We start from the raw sequence: 12915 nt of genomic DNA, 5'->3' as shown, positions 1-12915 counted from the left end.
CCGATGAAACATCTACTGCTGACCCTCATGCTTGCCGTCCTGTCCTTCGGCGTCCACGTTCCCGAAGCGGAAGCCAAACGCCTGGGTGGCGGCAGCAGCTTCGGCATGCAGCGCCAGGCCACTCCGCCTGCTGCCCCGCGCCAGCCCGCCGCTGCGCCCCAGCGCCCGGCGCAGGCACAGCCGGCGGCCGCACAGAGCGGGCGTTCGTGGATGGGTCCGGTGGCCGGCCTGGCCGCGGGCCTCGGCCTCGCCGCGCTGTTCTCCCACCTTGGCCTCGGCGAGGAGTTCGGCTCCCTGCTGCTGATGGTGCTGATGGCCGCCGCGGCGTTCTTCCTGTTCCGCATGTTCTTCCGCCGTCCTGCCCAGCAAGGCGCCATGCAGTACGCCGGTGCCGGCCACAGCAACGCTGGCGAAACTGCCGCGCCGACGCCCTTCCAGGCTGCGGTCGGTGGCGGCAGTGCCGAGGCTGCACCTGCGGCCGGCGCCATCCCGGCGGATTTCGATGCCGAAGGCTTCGCACGCCAGGCCAAGGTGCAGTTCATCCGCCTGCAGTCGGCCAACGATGCCGGCAATCTCGACGACATCCGCGAGTTCACCTCGCCGGAGGTGTTTGCCGAGATCTGCATGCAGCTCAACGAACGCGGTGGCGCTGAGCAGCGCACCGACGTCGTCGAGCTCGACGCTCAGGTGGTCGAAGTCGCCGAGGAGAACGGCCGCTACATCGTCAGCGTACGCTTCAGCGGTTTGCTGCGTGAAGAGGCCGACGCCGCGCCGGCAAGCTTCGACGAGATCTGGCACATGGCCAAGCCCATCGACGGCAGCCGTGGCTGGGTGATCGCGGGGATCCAGCAAGTCAGCTAAACTGGCAACGGCCGTATCTGCCAGACGAACCGGGCGGCCCTGCGGCCGCCCTTTTCTTTTCCTTCGCGCTGCGGCGCGGCGCTCAGCGTTACCCAGGCCCATGATGGACGCCCTCTTCCTGCCCGCCCTCAATCATCTGCTCGGCGCCGCGCCGTGGGCGCGTAGCCGCCTCCAGGCCCACGCCGGAGAGGTCGCCTGCCTGCGCCTGGAGGCGCTCGCCATCCGCTTCGTGATCACTGCGGAAGGCCTGGTCGCTGGGGCCGCTGACGACGCCCCGGTGGCGGTGAGCCTCCATGTGCCGGCAAACGCCTTGCCACGCTTTGCCATGGGCCAGTTCGACGGCGCAATGGGTGCGGTGCGCATTGAGGGCAACGCCGAATTTGCCGATGCGCTGGGCTTCGTGCTGCGCAACCTGCGCTGGGACGTCGAGGAGGATCTCTCCCGGGTTCTGGGCGACGTTGCCGCGCATCGCCTGGTGGGCACGGCGCAGGCTGCGGCGGCGACGCTGCGCGACGGCGCCGGACGCATGGGGGGCAGTCTGGCCGAGTATCTCAGCGAAGAGCAGGGCATGCTGGTCCCCGCCCGTGCAGCCGAGCTTCTGGGCGAAGAGGTACGCGCCCTGCGCGATGCCATCGCCCGCGCGGAGAAGCGCATCGAACGCCTGGAGCGCAACCTGGTGCGCTGAACGGCACGGCGCCTTGGCGAAAAAAAAGCAGCTCTGACGAGCTGCTTCTTGGCTTCCGCGCGGGGGCGGAAGATCAGTGTGCGCGCTTGCGCAGCTTCTGGATCGCAGCGAGCTGGGCGATGGCTTCGGCAAGCTCGGCCTGGGCCTTGGCGTAGTCGAGTTGCGAGGTCTTGTTGGCCATGGCCTCTTCGGCCAGCTTCTTGGCTTCCAGGGCCTTCGCTTCGTCGAGGTCGCGGCCACGGATTGCGGTATCGGCAAGCACCGTCACCAGTCCGGGTTGAACCTCGAGAATGCCGCCAGCGACGAAGACCAGTTCGTCTTCGGTCTGGTTGGGCACCTTGACCCGCACCGCACCGGGCTTGATCCGGGTCATCAGCGGCATGTGCCCGGGCAGGATGCCCAGTTCACCCGCTTCGCCCGGCAACGCGACGAACTCCGCCAGCCCGGAAAAGATCTGCTCTTCCGCGCTCACGATGTCTACATGTACCGTCATTGCCATAGTGGTGTCCTCTTCATGCCTGCGCGGCGGCGAACCGCCGCGCAGTGGGCGGCATTACTGCAGCTTCTTGGCCTTCTCGATGGCCTCGTCGATGCTGCCGACCATGTAGAACGCCTGCTCGGGCAGACTGTCGAGTTCGCCGTCGACGATCATCTTGAAGCCCTTGATGGTGTCCTTCAGCGACACGTACTTGCCCGGCGAACCGGTGAACACCTCGGCAACGTGGAAGGGCTGCGACAGGAAGCGCTGGATCTTCCGTGCGCGGGCCACCGCCAGCTTGTCGTCCGGGGACAGTTCGTCCATGCCGAGAATGGCGATGATGTCGCGCAGTTCCTTGTACTTCTGCAGGGTCTGCTGCACCGCACGGGCGACGTTGTAGTGCTCTTCACCGACGATCAGCGGATCGAGCTGACGGCTGGTGGAGTCGAGCGGATCGACCGCGGGGTAGATACCCAGCGCAGCGATGTCACGCGACAGCACGACGGTGGAGTCGAGGTGGAGGAAGGTGGTCGCCGGCGACGGGTCGGTCAAGTCATCCGCGGGCACATACACGGCCTGGATGGAGGTGATCGAGCCCACCTTGGTGGAGGTGATGCGCTCCTGCAGACGGCCCATTTCTTCCGCCAGGGTCGGCTGGTAGCCCACCGCGGACGGCATACGACCCAGCAGCGCGGACACTTCGGTACCGGCCAGGGTGTAGCGGTAGATGTTATCCACGAAGAACAGGATGTCGCGGCCTTCGTCGCGGAAGCGCTCGGCCATGGTCAGGCCGGTCAGCGCCACGCGCAGACGGTTGCCCGGGGGTTCGTTCATCTGACCGAACACCATCGCGACCTTGTCGAGAACGTTGGAGTCCTTCATCTCGTGGTAGAAGTCGTTGCCCTCACGGGTACGCTCACCCACACCAGCGAACACCGACAGACCGGAGTGCTGCTTGGCGATGTTGTTGATCAGCTCCATCATGTTCACGGTCTTGCCCACGCCGGCGCCGCCGAACAGGCCGACCTTGCCGCCCTTGGCGAACGGGCAGATCAGGTCGATAACCTTGATGCCGGTTTCGAGCAGCTCCACCGAGGGGGAGAGTTCGTCGAACTTCGGGGCCTTCTGGTGGATGGCGCGCAGTTCGTCGGTCTCGATCGGACCGGCTTCGTCGATCGGACGACCCAGCACGTCCATGATGCGGCCCAGCGTACCGTGGCCGACCGGCACGGAAATCGGCTTGCCGGTACCGGAAACCTTCATGCCGCGGCGCAGGCCGTCGGAAGAACCCAGCGCGATGGTACGCACCACGCCGTCGCCGAGCTGCTGCTGGACCTCGAAGGTCAGGCCAGCTTCGGCGAAGGAGTCGGCGCTGTCCTCAAGCTTGAGCGCGTCATACACCTTGGGCATGGCTTCGCGGGGGAACTGGATATCCACCACGGCGCCGATGCACTGAACGATCGTTCCTTGACTCATCGTCGTTTCCTTAAATCAATAATCCGTTACACCGCAGCAGCGCCGCCGACGATTTCCGACAGCTCCTTGGTGATCGCAGCCTGACGGGTCTTGTTGTAGACCAGCTGCAGCTCACCAATGACGTTCTTGGCATTGTCGGAAGCGGCTTTCATCGCCACCATGCGCGCACTCTGTTCAGAAGCCATGTTCTCGGCGACGGCCTGATAGACCAGCGCTTCGACGTATCGCACCAGCATCTCGTCGATGACCACCTGCGGATCGGGTTCGTAGAGGTAATCCCACGAACCTTCCGGGGTGCCGAGGCGGTCGCCGGTCAGCGGCAACAGCTGTTCGAGCACCGGTTCCTGCTTCATCGTGTTGATGAAGCGGGTGTAGGCGATGTAGACCGCATCGATTTCGTCGTTCTGGAAGGCGTCGAGCATGATCTTCACCGGCCCGATGAGCTTTTCCAGATGGGGCGTGTCGCCCAGATGCACGACGTGCGAGATGACTTTCGCACCCACGCGCTGCATGAAGCCGAAACCCTTGTTGCCGATGCAGCAGGCACGGACTTCGGTGGCACCGGCAGCCTCCCACTCCTTCATCGCGTTGATGGCAACGCGCTGAATGTTGGTGTTGAGGCCACCGCACAGACCCTTGTCGGTGGTGACGAGGATCAGGCCGACGCGCTTGACCTGGCCCTTGCGGGCCAGGAAGGGGTGCTGGTAGTCGGTGACATTGGCCTGAGACAGGTTTGCAGCGAGCTGACGGATCTTGTCGGCATAGGGACGGGCCGAACGCATCCGATCCTGCGCCTTGCGCATCTTGGACGCGGCGACCATTTCCATCGCCTTGGTGATCTTGCGCGTGTTCTGCACGCTCTTGATCTTGGTACGGATTTCCTTACCGCTAGCCATATTCCGTCTCCGTCCGCGGCCTTAGGACCAGGTCTTCTTGAACTCGGCGATCGAGGCAGCCAGAGCCTTCTCGCCGTCGGCGTCGAGCTCCTTCTTGTCCATGATCGAAGAGACCAGGTCGGCGTTCTTGGTCTTCACGTGCGCCAGCAGCGCCCCTTCGAAGGCCAGCACGCGCGCCACATCGACGTCGTCGAAATGCCCGTTGTTCACCGCGTACAGGACGACGGCCATCTCGGCGATGGACATCGGTGCGTACTGGGCCTGCTTCATCAGCTCGGTAACACGACGGCCGCGTTCGAGCTGCTTGCGGGTGGCGTCGTCGAGGTCGGAAGCAAACTGCGCGAAGGCAGCCAGTTCGCGGTACTGCGCGAGGTCGGTACGGATACCGCCGGAGAGCTTCTTGACGACCTTGGTCTGCGCTGCACCACCGACGCGCGACACCGAGATACCGGCGTTGATCGCGGGACGGATACCGGCGTTGAAGAGGTCGGTTTCCAGGAAGATCTGACCGTCGGTGATCGAGATCACGTTGGTCGGCACGAAGGCGGAGACGTCACCAGCCTGGGTTTCGATGACCGGCAGGGCGGTCAGGGAACCGGTCTTGCCCTTCACTTCGCCGTTGGTGAACTTCTCGACGTAGTCGGCGTTCACACGAGCGGCGCGCTCGAGCAGGCGGGAGTGCAGGTAGAAAACGTCGCCCGGGTAGGCTTCACGGCCCGGCGGACGGCGCAGCAGCAGGGAAACCTGACGGTAGGCCCAGGCCTGCTTGGTGAGATCGTCATAAACGATCAGCGCGTCCATGCCGCGGTCGCGGAAGTACTCGCCCATGGTGCAGCCGGCGTAGGCGGCCAGGTACTGCATGGCGGCGGATTCCGACGCGGTGGCGGCGACGACGATGGTGTATTCCATCGCGCCGTTCTCTTCCAGCTTGCGCACGACGTTGGCGACGGTCGAGGCCTTCTGGCCGATGGCCACGTACACGCAGTACATGTCCTGGCCTTTCTGGTTGATGATCGCATCGACAGCGACGGCGGTCTTGCCGGTCTGGCGGTCGCCGATGATCAGCTCGCGCTGGCCACGGCCGATCGGCACCATGGAGTCGACCGACTTCAGACCGGTCTGCACCGGCTGGGAGACGGACTGACGGGCGATGACGCCCGGCGCGACCTTCTCGATCTTGTCGGTGAGCTTGGCGTTGATCGGGCCCTTGCCGTCGATCGGCTGACCCAGGGCGTTCACGACGCGGCCGATCAGCTCGGGGCCGACGGGCACTTCGAGAATGCGGCCGGTGGCCTTGACGCTGTCGCCTTCGGTGATGTGCTCGTATTCACCGAGCACCACGGCACCGACGGAGTCGCGCTCGAGGTTGAGCGCCATGCCGAAGGTGTTGCCGGGGAATTCCAGCATTTCGCCCTGCATGACGTCGGCCAGACCGTGGATGCGGCAGATACCGTCGGTGACGGACACTACCGTACCCTCGTTGCGCGACGTGGCGGCGAGCTGCAGGTTCTGGATCCGGCTCTTAATCAGATCACTGATTTCAGAGGGGTTGAGTTGCATGTATGTATGCTCCTAGTTCTTTAGCGCAGCGGCCATGTTCGCGAGCTTGCCGCGGACCGAGGCGTCGATCACTTCGTCGCCGACGGCGATGCGGACCCCACCGATGAGCTCGGGGTCGATACTGACCTGCACATTGAGCTTGGCCTTGAAGCGGGCTTCGAGGTCGCTCTTGAGCGTGGCCAGGGTGGCATCGTCAAGCGGGAAGGCGGAGGCGATGTAGGCCTCCAGGACACCTTCGTGTTCGTTCTTGAGATCAACGAACAGGTCACGGATCTCCGGAAGCAGCTGCAGGCGTTCGTTGGCCACGAGGACGCGAACGAAGTTCTGCAGTTCGGCGGACAGTCCGTCCCCGCCCAGTTCGAGGGTCAGCTTGATGAGCTGATCATCGGTGAGCTTGGGATCGGCGATGCATGCCCGCATCTGCGGATCGGCGACCACGACGGCCAGCCGATCCAGTGCTTCCGACCAAGGCCCCAGCGCACCTGCCCCACGGGCCAGCTCGAAGGCGGCATCCGCATAGGGGCGCGCGATGGTGACGTTCTCGGCCATGACTTATTGCAGTTCCTGTTTCAGGTTGGCAAGCAGATCGGCGTGGGCCTGGGCGTTGATTTCCTTGCGCAGGATGCGCTCGGCACCGGCCACGGCAAGTGCGGCGACGTTTTCGCGCAGCGCTTCCTTGGCGCGCTGGGCAGCGGCACCGGCTTCGGCTTCGGCATCTTCACGGGCCTTGGCGATGATGCGGGCGGCTTCGGCGCGGGCTTCCTCGACCAGGCCGGCGGCCTGACGTTCAGCCACTGCACGAGTGTCACCGGCGGATTCGCGGGCCTTGCGCAGTTCTTCGACGACCTTCTTCTCGGCGAGAGCGAGGTCGGCCTTGGCCTTGTCCGCAGCCGCGAGCCCGTCCGCGATCTTCTTCGCGCGCTCGTCGAGTGACTTCATGATCGGCGGCCACACGAATTTCATCGTGAACCAGCCGAGAATGAAGAACACAACGAGCTGAGCAATCAGGGTTGCGTTCAGATTCACTGTTCTGTTCCCTCGGTTAGGTTAAGAGGACGAACCGAACCGATCAGAGCTGGAACGGGTTGGCGAAGGCGAACATCATTGCGATACCGACACCGATCAGGAACGCGGCGTCGATCAGACCGGCGAGCAGGAACATCTTGGTTTGCAGCGCGTTCATCAGCTCAGGCTGACGGGCGGAAGCTTCGAGGTACTTGGAGCCCATGATGCCGATACCGATACAAGCACCGATAGCACCCAGACCGATGATCAGACCGGAAGCAAGCGCAACAAAACCCAGAACGTTTTCCATGACGACTCCTTGAGGTAGAGATTGAAGCTAAGTTGAAAAAACAGGTACGACTATATCGAACGACTGATTAGTGGCTCTCGTGAGCCTGGCCCACATACACCAGGGTCAGCATCATGAAGATGAAGGCCTGGAGCACGATGATCAGGATGTGGAAGATGGCCCAGATGGAGCCGGCGATCAGGTGGCCGACGAAGCCGAACACCGTGGCGGTGCCGCCGAGCAGGGCAATGAGGATGAACAGCAGTTCGCCGGCGTACAGGTTGCCGAACAGTCGCATGCCGTGGGAGACGGTCTTGGCGACGAATTCGATGATCTGCATGGCGAAGTTGACCGGCCACAGCAGCGGGTGGGCACCGAAGGGCGCGGTGAAGAGCTCATGCACCCAGCCGCCGAAACCCTTGATCTTGACGTTGTAGTACAGGCACAGCAGCAGCACGCCGGCGGACATGCCGAGGGTGATATTGAGGTCGGCGGTGGGCACCACGCGCATGTAGGCGTCGCCCGGCTGCTCGACGAAGCCCATCGCAGCCACCGACTCGCCCCACAGCATCGGGAGCAGATCCACCGGAATCAGATCCATGAAGTTCATCAGGAAGATCCAGATAAACACGGTGAGCGCGAGCGGGGCGACGAACTTGCGCGACTCGGCGCTATGGACGATGCCCTTGGCCTGGTCGGCGACCATCTCGACCATCAGCTCGACGAAGCCCTGGAAGCGCCCGGGGACGCCGGAGGTGGCCTTGCGGGCGGCAGACCACAGGATGAAGATGGTCAGCAGACCGAGAGCGATGGACCAGAACATCGAGTCGATGTTGATCACACTCCAGTCGATGACCGCCTCCTGGGCGTGACCGGTGGTATTGAAATGCGTCAGGTGGTGAATGACGTATTCGGATGCAGTGGGAGCGTTTCCAGCCATGATCAGGTCTTTACCAAAAATGCAAACAAGTTCGCCTTCAGCGTCAGTACCAGCGCGATCAACAGAGCGCCCCAGTGGGCGTCCGGATACAGCACCAGCACCAACACCAGCAATCCCACGATCGACAGAACCTTGACCAGTTCGCCGACAACAAAAGCCGTGACATGGGAAGCGGACTGCCGGCGCGCCAGGGCCGCCAGACGCAGCGCGAACAGCCAGCTCGGAACCACCACCGCGAGCCCGCCCAATGCTGCGGAAACCGCGCCGCGCACCCCGAAAAAAACGGCCGCAATGGCCGTTGCCAGAAGGGTTGCGCCCAGCTGCAGGAAAACCGCCTTGTGCATGTGAGCCGCTCCGGTGCGCCGCTGCGCCGCGCTACCGCTTCCAAAATCCCGGCAATACTAGGGGTTAACCGTAACAAAGTCAAACCGCCGATGCGGTGCAGCAAAGCACCTTCCGGCTCTCATGCGTCTTATATATGAGACACGCTTGTACACTCAGCCGCGCAGCCGCGCCAGCAGGCCATCGAGCTGGTCGAGGGTGCCGAAACGGATGCCGAGCTCACCGGCTCCCTTGCGGTTGGCACGGATCTTCACGGTGGCGCCGAGAAGGTCGGCGAGCTCTTCTTCGAGGCGCAGCAGATCGCGGTCCGGAGCCGGAGCAGCCTTGTGCTTGCGCGGATCAAGGGTCTGCTGCACGAGACGCTCGGTGTCGCGCACCGACAGGCCGCGCGCCGCCACCTGGTTGGCGAGCTGGATCTGGTTGGCACCATCGAGCGGCAGCAGCGCACGGGCGTGGCCCATGTCGATGTCGCCAGCCATCAGCAACTCCTGCACCGGGCTGGCGAGATTGAGCAGGCGCAGCAGGTTGGAGGCGGCCGGGCGCGAGCGCCCCACCGCGTCGGCCGCCTGCTGGTGGGTCATGCCGAACTCGTCGATCAGGCGCTGGATGCCACCGGCCTCTTCGAGCGGATTGAGATCCTCGCGCTGGATGTTCTCGATCAGCGACATCGCCAGCGCGGCCTCGTCGGGGATCTCGCGCACCAGGCAGGGCACTTCGTCCAGTCCGGCAATGCGCGAGGCGCGCCAGCGCCGTTCGCCGGCGATGATCTCGTAGCGCGGCGCACCGTCGAGCGGCGCCAGCGGGCGCACGAGGATGGGCTGCATCACCCCCTGGGCCTTGATCGACGCCGCCAGCTCCTCCAGCGAACCAGGATCCATGCGCGTGCGCGGCTGGTACTTGCCGGGCTGCAGCAGTTCGGCGCGCAGGGTCTGCAGTTCGCCCTGTTCGGCGTCTTCGTCGCGGTTGGCGGCCAGCAGTGCATCGAGGCCGCGGCCCAGGCCCTTGAGTTTCGGTGGCGTCATGGCGATATGGCTGTGTTGTCTAGAGCGTTCTGACGCGCTCGATCATCTCGTCGGCGAAGGCCATGTAGGCCTGCGCGCCCTTGGCGGACTTGTCGAACACCACGCCGGGAATGCCGTGGCTGGGCGCTTCGGCCAGGCGCACGTTGCGCGGCACGATGGCGCGGAAGACCTTGTCGCCGAAGTGGCCTTCGAGCTGGGCGGAGACCTGCTGCTGCAGGGTCATGCGCGGATCGAACATGACGCGCAGCAGGCCGATGATCTTGAGGTCGCGGTTGAGGTTGGCGTGCACCTTCTTGATGGTGTTCACCAGGTCGGAGAGGCCTTCCAGTGCGTAGTACTCGCACTGCATCGGGATGATCACCCCGTGCGCGGCGCACAGGCCGTTCAGGGTGAGCATGGAGAGCGAGGGCGGGCAGTCGATGAGGACGAAGTCGTAGTCGTCGTCGAAGGCCTTCAGCGCATCACGCAGGCGGTTCTCGCGGCGTTCGAGATCGACCAGTTCGACCTCGGCGCCGGCGAGGTCGCGGTTGGCGGGCAGGATGTCGAAGCCACCGCTGGGCGAGGTGGCGCGCGCCTGCTCCAGACCGGCGAGGCCCACCAGCAGGTGGTACACCGACTTCTCCAGCGCGCGCTTGTCCACCCCGCTGCCCATGGTGGCATTGCCCTGCGGATCGAGATCCACCAGCAGGGTGCGCTGCCCGGCCTGGTGCAGCGCGGCGGCCAGGTTCACGCAGGTGGTGGTCTTGCCCACCCCGCCTTTCTGGTTGGCGACACAGAAGATGCGAGCCATTCAGTCCCTTTCCACAGTGATCAGGTGGCGCTCGGCGCCCAGCCCCGGTACGTTCAGGCGATCGCTGCGCGCCACATGCCATCCGGCTGGCAGACGGGCGATCTCGTCGTCAGGATACACGCCCTTCATGGCAAACAGGCGGCCAGCGGGTGCGGCAAGGTGGCCGGCGAGCTCGACGAACAGCGCCAGCTCGGAGAAGGCGCGCGAGATCACGCCGTCGAAGGGCTGCGCGGAGTGGAGCTTTTCGACGCGCGCGTTGAGCGGCTCGAAGTTGCCCAGCGCCAGTTCGATCTTCGCCTGCTGCTGGAAGCTGGCCTTCTTGTTGACCGTCTCCACCGAAGTGACCGCCAGATCGGGGCGCGCGATGGCCAGCGGAATGCCGGGCAGGCCGCCGCCCGAGCCGATGTCCGCCAGGCTGCGCACGCCCTCCAGATGGGGCAGCACCGCCAGCGAATCGAGCAGGTGATGGGTGATCACCTCCTGCGGCGCGCGGATGGCGGTGAGGTTGTAGACCTTGTTCCACTTCAGCAGCAGCTCGCCGAAGGCGATCAGGCTGGCCTGCGTGGCCGGCGGCAGATCGAGGCCCAGCGCCTGCAGGCCGTCGCTGAGCAGGCTGCGATAGGGGGCGAGCGCGCTCATGCCGACCTGCGCCCTTCGCCAGCGCGCGCCGCCAGGTCGCGGCGCTTCAGCCACACCAGCAGCAGCGAGATCGCCGCCGGGGTCACGCCCTGGATGCGCCCCGCCTGGCCGATGGTCTCGGGCTTGTGGGCATTGAGCTTCTGCTGCACTTCCTTCGACAGGCCGCGCACCTCGGCGTAGTCGAGTCCGGCCGGCAGAAGGGTGGCTTCGGCCTGCAACTGCTTGGCCACCTCGTCCTGCTGGCGGTCGATGTAGCCCTGATACTTGGCGGCGATCTCGATCTGCTCGATGACCTGCGCATCGGTCTCCGGCGCATCCGGCGCGCCGGGCAGGCTCATCAGGCTGGCGTAGCTGGTCTGCGGGCGGCGCAGCAGCTCGAAGTAGCGCTGCTCGCGCTCCAGCGCCTTGCCCAGCACGCGCTCCTGCTCGGCGGCGGGGATCTGCTCGGGACGCGCCCAGGCGGCCTTCAGCTGCGCACTGCCGCGTTCGATGGCTGCGCGCTTGGCGCAGAAAGCCGCCCAGCGCACATCATCCACCAGGCCCAGCTCGCGGCCCTTCTCGGTCAGGCGCAGGTCGGCATTGTCCTCGCGCAGTTGCAGGCGGTACTCGGCACGCGAGGTGAACATGCGGTAGGGCTCGGCCACCCCGCGGGTGATCAGGTCATCGACGAGCACCCCCAGGTAGGCCTCGTCGCGGCGCGGGCACCAGGGTTCGCGGCCCTGCACCTGCAGCGCGGCGTTGGCACCGGCGAGCAGGCCCTGCGCGGCGGCTTCCTCGTAGCCGGTGGTGCCGTTGATCTGCCCGGCGAAGAAGAGCCCCTTGATCGACTTGGTCTCCAGCGAGCTCTTCAGGTTGCGCGGGTCGAAGTAGTCGTACTCGATGGCGTAGCCGGGGCGCAGGATGTGGGCGCTCTCCAGCCCGCGGATGGAGCGCACGATCTCCAGCTGCACGTCGAAGGGCAGCGAGGTAGAAATCCCGTTGGGGTAGATCTCGTGCGTCTCCAGGCCTTCCGGCTCGAGGAAGATGTTGTGGCTGTCCTTGTCGGCAAAGCGATGGATCTTGTCCTCGATGGACGGGCAGTAGCGCGGCCCCACGCCCTCGATCACCCCGGAGTACATCGGCGAGCGGTCGAGGTTGGCGCGGATCACGTCATGGGTGCGTTCGTTGGTCTGTGTCATCCAGCACGGCAGCTGGCGCGGGTGCTGGGCGGCCGAGCCGAGGAAGCTGAACACCGGCACCGGGTCATCGCCCGGCTGCACGGTCATCACCGAGAAGTCGATGGTGCGCGCATCCAGGCGCGGCGGCGTGCCGGTCTTCAAGCGGCCCTGCGGCAACGCCAGTTCCTTCAGGCGCGCGCCGAGCGAGATCGCCGGCGGATCGCCGGCGCGCCCGGCGGAGTAATTCTCCATGCCGACATGGATCAGGCCGTTGAGGAAGGTGCCCGCGGTCAGCACCACCGTCGGCGCCTCGAAGCGCAGGCCGATCTGGGTGACCACGCCGGTGACGCGCTCGCCGGCCACGGTGAGGTCGTCCACCGCCTGCTGGAACAGCCACAGGTTTTCCTGGTTCTCCAGACGGCGGCGGATCGCCGCCTTGTACAGCACGCGGTCGGCCTGGGCGCGGGTGGCGCGCACTGCCGGGCCCTTGGAGGCGTTGAGGATGCGGAACTGGATGCCGCCCTCGTCGGTGGCCGCGGCCATCGCGCCGCCCAGCGCATCGACTTCCTTGACCAGATGGCCCTTGCCGATGCCGCCGATCGACGGGTTGCAGCTCATCGCCCCCAGGGTCTCGATGTTGTGGGTGAGCAGCAGGGTGCGCGCGCCCATGCGCGCCGCGGCGAGCGCGGCCTCGGTCCCGGCGTGGCCGCCGCCGACCACGATGACATCGAAACGGGTGGGGTAGAGCATGGGGCGCTCCGCACTGCAGGGCTGG

At 65.4% G+C, this 12915-nt stretch carries 15 protein-coding genes; 2 read left to right on the top strand and 13 right to left on the bottom strand.

Going from position 1 to position 12915, the window contains the following annotated elements:
- Nucleotides 1–3 precede the first annotated feature (3 nt).
- Together C8261_RS12410 and C8261_RS12405 are read left to right on the top strand one after the other, a co-directional pair.
- Nucleotides 4–861, top strand: coding sequence for a Tim44 domain-containing protein (locus C8261_RS12410; protein WP_107494040.1), 858 nt, complete (start codon nucleotides 4–6; stop codon nucleotides 859–861).
- Nucleotides 862–961: 100 nt separating this feature from the next.
- Complete coding sequence (locus tag C8261_RS12405; RefSeq protein ID WP_107494039.1) at nucleotides 962–1546, top strand: ubiquinone biosynthesis accessory factor UbiJ; 585 nt, start codon at nucleotides 962–964, stop codon at nucleotides 1544–1546.
- 73 nt (nucleotides 1547–1619) lie between these two features.
- Here C8261_RS12405 and C8261_RS12400 read toward each other — a convergent pair whose 3' ends face one another.
- From C8261_RS12400 to mnmG, 13 genes are all read right to left on the bottom strand, one after another.
- On the bottom strand, nucleotides 1620–2045 hold the full coding sequence (locus C8261_RS12400; protein WP_107494038.1) for a F0F1 ATP synthase subunit epsilon: 426 nt from the start codon (nucleotides 2043–2045) through the stop codon (nucleotides 1620–1622).
- A 54-nt stretch (nucleotides 2046–2099) separates the two neighbouring features.
- Complete coding sequence (gene atpD, locus C8261_RS12395) at nucleotides 2100–3500, bottom strand: F0F1 ATP synthase subunit beta (protein ID WP_107494037.1); 1401 nt, start codon at nucleotides 3498–3500, stop codon at nucleotides 2100–2102.
- Between the two features lie 26 nt (nucleotides 3501–3526).
- Complete coding sequence (gene atpG, locus C8261_RS12390; protein WP_107494036.1) at nucleotides 3527–4396, bottom strand: F0F1 ATP synthase subunit gamma; 870 nt, start codon at nucleotides 4394–4396, stop codon at nucleotides 3527–3529.
- 21 nt (nucleotides 4397–4417) lie between these two features.
- Entirely contained in the window at nucleotides 4418–5956 is a 1539-nt protein-coding gene (gene atpA / locus C8261_RS12385; protein ID WP_107494035.1) for a F0F1 ATP synthase subunit alpha, read from the bottom strand.
- A 12-nt stretch (nucleotides 5957–5968) separates the two neighbouring features.
- Nucleotides 5969–6505, bottom strand: coding sequence for a F0F1 ATP synthase subunit delta (locus C8261_RS12380; protein WP_107494034.1), 537 nt, complete (start codon nucleotides 6503–6505; stop codon nucleotides 5969–5971).
- Nucleotides 6506–6508: 3 nt separating this feature from the next.
- The gene (locus C8261_RS12375) at nucleotides 6509–6982 is read right to left on the bottom strand and encodes a F0F1 ATP synthase subunit B (protein ID WP_107494033.1); all 474 of its coding nucleotides are present in this window, start codon (nucleotides 6980–6982) and stop codon (nucleotides 6509–6511) included.
- 43 nt (nucleotides 6983–7025) lie between these two features.
- Nucleotides 7026–7271 carry a F0F1 ATP synthase subunit C gene (gene atpE / locus C8261_RS12370; RefSeq protein ID WP_107494032.1) on the bottom strand — a complete coding sequence of 82 codons (246 nt, stop codon included), beginning with the start codon at nucleotides 7269–7271 and terminating at the stop codon, nucleotides 7026–7028.
- Nucleotides 7272–7338: 67 nt separating this feature from the next.
- The gene (gene atpB / locus C8261_RS12365; RefSeq protein WP_107494031.1) at nucleotides 7339–8190 is read right to left on the bottom strand and encodes a F0F1 ATP synthase subunit A; all 852 of its coding nucleotides are present in this window, start codon (nucleotides 8188–8190) and stop codon (nucleotides 7339–7341) included.
- A gap of 2 nt (nucleotides 8191–8192) precedes the next feature.
- Nucleotides 8193–8534, bottom strand: coding sequence for an ATP synthase subunit I (locus C8261_RS12360; RefSeq protein ID WP_107494030.1), 342 nt, complete (start codon nucleotides 8532–8534; stop codon nucleotides 8193–8195).
- 153 nt (nucleotides 8535–8687) lie between these two features.
- The gene (locus tag C8261_RS12355; RefSeq protein WP_107494029.1) at nucleotides 8688–9554 is read right to left on the bottom strand and encodes a ParB/RepB/Spo0J family partition protein; all 867 of its coding nucleotides are present in this window, start codon (nucleotides 9552–9554) and stop codon (nucleotides 8688–8690) included.
- Nucleotides 9555–9573: 19 nt separating this feature from the next.
- Nucleotides 9574–10344: a ParA family protein gene (locus tag C8261_RS12350; RefSeq protein ID WP_107494028.1), complete on the bottom strand. Its 771-nt coding sequence runs from the start codon at nucleotides 10342–10344 to the stop codon at nucleotides 9574–9576.
- Nucleotides 10345–10983 (bottom strand): 16S rRNA (guanine(527)-N(7))-methyltransferase RsmG, encoded by a 639-nt coding sequence (gene rsmG / locus C8261_RS12345; RefSeq protein ID WP_107494027.1) that lies wholly within the window; start codon nucleotides 10981–10983, stop codon nucleotides 10345–10347.
- A complete protein-coding gene (gene mnmG, locus C8261_RS12340; protein ID WP_107494026.1) occupies nucleotides 10980–12890 on the bottom strand; it encodes a tRNA uridine-5-carboxymethylaminomethyl(34) synthesis enzyme MnmG in 1911 nt (636 codons plus the stop codon). Before mnmG ends, rsmG begins: the two co-directional genes overlap by 4 nt.
- Nucleotides 12891–12915: the final 25 nt, after the last annotated feature.

The organism is Pseudothauera lacus, assembly GCF_003034845.1.
GTDB lineage: Bacteria > Pseudomonadota > Gammaproteobacteria > Burkholderiales > Rhodocyclaceae > Pseudothauera > Pseudothauera lacus.
This window is presented reverse-complemented; position numbering and strand designations above follow the sequence as displayed.

Excerpts from the sequence above, each read along its gene's own strand:
- C8261_RS12355 (WP_107494029.1), bottom strand. The coding sequence starts at position 9,554 with ATGACGCCACCGAAACTCAAGGGCCTGGGCCGCGGCCTCGATGCACTG.
- mnmG (WP_107494026.1), bottom strand. The coding sequence starts at position 12,890 with ATGCTCTACCCCACCCGTTTCGATGTCATCGTGGTCGGCGGCGGCCAC.
- C8261_RS12405 (WP_107494039.1), top strand. The coding sequence starts at position 962 with ATGATGGACGCCCTCTTCCTGCCCGCCCTCAATCATCTGCTCGGCGCC.
- atpB (WP_107494031.1), bottom strand. The coding sequence starts at position 8,190 with ATGGCTGGAAACGCTCCCACTGCATCCGAATACGTCATTCACCACCTG.
- atpG (WP_107494036.1), bottom strand. The coding sequence starts at position 4,396 with ATGGCTAGCGGTAAGGAAATCCGTACCAAGATCAAGAGCGTGCAGAAC.
- atpE (WP_107494032.1), bottom strand. The coding sequence starts at position 7,271 with ATGGAAAACGTTCTGGGTTTTGTTGCGCTTGCTTCCGGTCTGATCATC.
- atpA (WP_107494035.1), bottom strand. The coding sequence starts at position 5,956 with ATGCAACTCAACCCCTCTGAAATCAGTGATCTGATTAAGAGCCGGATC.
- C8261_RS12380 (WP_107494034.1), bottom strand. The coding sequence starts at position 6,505 with ATGGCCGAGAACGTCACCATCGCGCGCCCCTATGCGGATGCCGCCTTC.
- C8261_RS12410 (WP_107494040.1), top strand. The coding sequence starts at position 4 with ATGAAACATCTACTGCTGACCCTCATGCTTGCCGTCCTGTCCTTCGGC.
- C8261_RS12400 (WP_107494038.1), bottom strand. The coding sequence starts at position 2,045 with ATGGCAATGACGGTACATGTAGACATCGTGAGCGCGGAAGAGCAGATC.
- C8261_RS12360 (WP_107494030.1), bottom strand. The coding sequence starts at position 8,534 with ATGCACAAGGCGGTTTTCCTGCAGCTGGGCGCAACCCTTCTGGCAACG.
- rsmG (WP_107494027.1), bottom strand. The coding sequence starts at position 10,983 with ATGAGCGCGCTCGCCCCCTATCGCAGCCTGCTCAGCGACGGCCTGCAG.
- atpD (WP_107494037.1), bottom strand. The coding sequence starts at position 3,500 with ATGAGTCAAGGAACGATCGTTCAGTGCATCGGCGCCGTGGTGGATATC.
- C8261_RS12350 (WP_107494028.1), bottom strand. The coding sequence starts at position 10,344 with ATGGCTCGCATCTTCTGTGTCGCCAACCAGAAAGGCGGGGTGGGCAAG.